Source organism: Anaerovibrio sp. (assembly GCF_051866355.1).
Classification (GTDB): domain Bacteria; phylum Bacillota; class Negativicutes; order Selenomonadales; family Selenomonadaceae; genus Anaerovibrio.
The window spans coordinates 1-2,858 of the sequence record NZ_JBJDWZ010000072.1; the positions used below are offsets into that span (position 1 = coordinate 1).

Here is a 2,858-nt window from a genome sequence, read left to right on the forward strand (position 1 = left end):
GTTTTTCAGCTCATAAATCTGCCGCTTCAAATCGTTGTACATATCCATAGGCAGTACCACGAGATTCTTGTCGTTGCCGCGCTGGATGAAAAGCGCCTGATTTTCTGCGTGCGCCTTGTCGGCGTAGATGGTGAACTCCTTGAGAAACTCCGAAGAGGACAGTGGTATCATAAGAACAGCTCCTTTTGAAAATCTGATGTATGCTTCCGGCTAGAACATGTCCCGCTTCCAGAGCAGGATGCCGCAGAAGGCCGCCAGAGAGCCGGACAGAATGCAGATGAAGATGAAGCCGTTGGAGTTTTCTGCCATAGGCACCGGGACATTCATGCCGAAAAAGCTGGAAATGACCGTCGGTATGGCCAGCAGGATGGTGACAGCCGCCAAAAATTTCATGACCTGGTTCAGATTGTTGGACATGATGGAGGAAAAAGTATCCGCCAGACGCGCCAGAATCTTGCTGTACATCTCTACCATTTCCCGCGCCTGCTTGTTCTCGATGATGACATCCTCCAGCAAATCCTCATCTTCCTCATAGTATTTCAGCATGGGCTGCATGGAGGTGGTGGTGCGGAGCCGCATGAGCTTTTCCAGCACGGCACCGTTGGAACGCAGGGAGGCGTTGAAGAAGGTCAGCGCCTTCTGCAGTTCCAGAAGCTTCAGGATTTCCCGGTTCTTCATGGAATGGCGCAGCTTGCTCTCGATTTCGTCGGACTGCTTGCTTATCTGGCGCAGGTAGCGCAGATAGAAGGTGGCACTGCGGTAGAGAATCTGGAACAGGAAGCGCGTCTTTTTGAATGTGCGGAAGAAGCGGGCGCTTTTTTCATTAAAATAGGAAAGCACCGGGGTTTCTTCCAGACAGACGGTGATGATGTATTCCTCGGTGACGATAATGGCCAGCGGCAGGGTATCGTAGCTTCCCTCGTCCCGCACTACCGGCACGTTGGTCAAAATCATCACGCTGTCATCCTCGATATCGATATGGGAACGCTCCTCATCGTCCAATGCGGAGCGGAGGAAGTCCGGCTCAACCTCTGTGAGATTGCCTACCACTTTCAGCTCGTAGGGCGTAGGGTCAACGATGTTAATCCAGGCACCGCTCTCAAGGGTTTTCAGGCTCAGCTCCTGCAAAGGCCCGCTTTCCAAAGATTTGTAAATCTTCAGCATAGTAATGGTTCTCCTTTCTTTACGGAGGCTCTATCCATCGCCATGCAGGCCTGCCGTGTGCCGGATCTTGGCCTTGACGCCCGCGGCACGCGCCGCGTCCTTATCTACACATGGGTTGTATACTGCGGGACAATAGATACAGTCTCCCTATTTAATTTTGGTTTGTCCCGGGGTTCAGGGCCTGCGTCCATTGTTTTCACCTCGCAATATCATTGAAATAAAAATTTGCCATAAAAATATTACTACCACAAACGCATCTTAGTCAATCCTTTTGTGGGGGGATTATGTAAATTTTACATAGATTGACAAAAAATGCGGAATGGTTTATTGTGTTTTAGAAATGATGGCTAAAGACATAATGAGCGTATTATGCTATAATGTTCTACGTGATTGTATTTGGCGTGTGTTTTTCCGTGCGCGGAGGCCTGCACGCGGTAGTTGCGTTAGGAGCTTGTGGTCTATGAAAATGTCGAAATCTACCTTGCCGATAAAAATCGGCGCCGTGGCGGCGCTGTGCCTGCTGTTTGGCATTATCTACCTGCTGAACCCGTCCTTTTTCGGGGAGCTGTGGGATGTGTGCCTCAGCGGCGATATGCACCGGGTGGCGGCCTATATCAATTCCTTTGGGGCCTGGGCCATGGTGTTCAGCTTCTTTCTGGTGCTGTGCGTCAACGCCATAGGCTTTCCGCCGGCCATGATTTTTTCTTCGGCCAATGCCCTTATTTTCGGCATAGTGCCGGGCATACTGCTGGCGTGGATTGCGGAAACTGTGGGGGTGGCGCTGAGCTTTGTACTGCTACGGTTCCTTTTCCGTGATGCGGCAGAGGATGTCATATCGAAGCACAAGTCCCTGCAGAAGATTGACGAGCTGAGCGGCAGTCAGGGCTTCAAGGTGATGCTGATTGCCCGCATTATCCCGTATCTGCCGTCAGGGCTTCTGAATGCGCTGGGGGCTGTCAGCAGGATGTCCTTTCGGGATTTTACTATCGCCGCCCTGATTGGCAAACTGCCATCCACCGCCATTGAAGCCATGATAGGCCATGATGCGGTGACGGCCAGTGAAAATCCTCATCGGCTGGTCTTTTCGCTGGTGCTGGCTGTGGTGATGGTAGCCGGCTTCATTATCTATGAAAAACGCCGAAAGCAGAAAAGCCGCTGATGCTGTGTTTTTTCACTGTGCATACAATACATGGGCAGTGGGGATATGTGCCGGATATTGTTAAAAGATTGGTATGGGGCAGATATATGTTGTTGGCACGGACGAAAGCGGCGTGGCATGTACCCAAAGAAAACCCTGCGAATGAGAATGTGTTTTCACGGGTACTGCCCTGCCGCTGGCGGGCTGTGTTGTTATAAAAATCAAGATTTATATGGGGGTATAAAATGGAAAAGAAAAGGCGTATCTTCTTTCTGGACAATCTAAAGGCGTTTATTGTCTGCCTGATGATTGTCTTTCATGTGGCCCTGTGCTACATGGCCTACGCACCTGAGTGGTGGTACACGGTGGACAAGGCGGACCCTAAGTTTGCCTTTACGCTGTTCGTGCTGTGGGCGGACATCTTTATCATGCCGGTGATGTTCTTTATCTCCGGCTATTTCGGCATCATGTCACTGTCAAAGCAGACAGGGGCCGGGTTCTGGAAAAGCAAGCTCCTGCGCATCGTCCTGCCCTGGATAGCAGGCGTTATCCTGCT

At 51.0% G+C, this 2,858-nt stretch carries 3 protein-coding genes; 2 read left to right on the plus strand and 1 reads right to left on the minus strand.

Features of this window, described 5'->3' with window-relative positions; all coding sequences use genetic code 11:
• Positions 1-210: 210 nt before the first annotated feature.
• Entirely contained in the window at positions 211-1,164 is a 954-nt protein-coding gene (locus ACI3UA_RS04285; RefSeq protein ID WP_439723593.1) for a magnesium transporter CorA family protein, read from the minus strand.
• 460 nt (positions 1,165-1,624) lie between these two features.
• On the opposite strand from ACI3UA_RS04285, the gene ACI3UA_RS04290 reads away from it, so the two are divergent.
• Positions 1,625-2,323: a TVP38/TMEM64 family protein gene (locus ACI3UA_RS04290; protein WP_439723594.1), complete on the plus strand. Its 699-nt coding sequence runs from the start codon at positions 1,625-1,627 to the stop codon at positions 2,321-2,323.
• A gap of 224 nt (positions 2,324-2,547) precedes the next feature.
• On the plus strand, positions 2,548-2,858 hold a 311-nt coding region (locus ACI3UA_RS04295), incomplete at its 3' end, for an acyltransferase family protein (protein ID WP_439723595.1).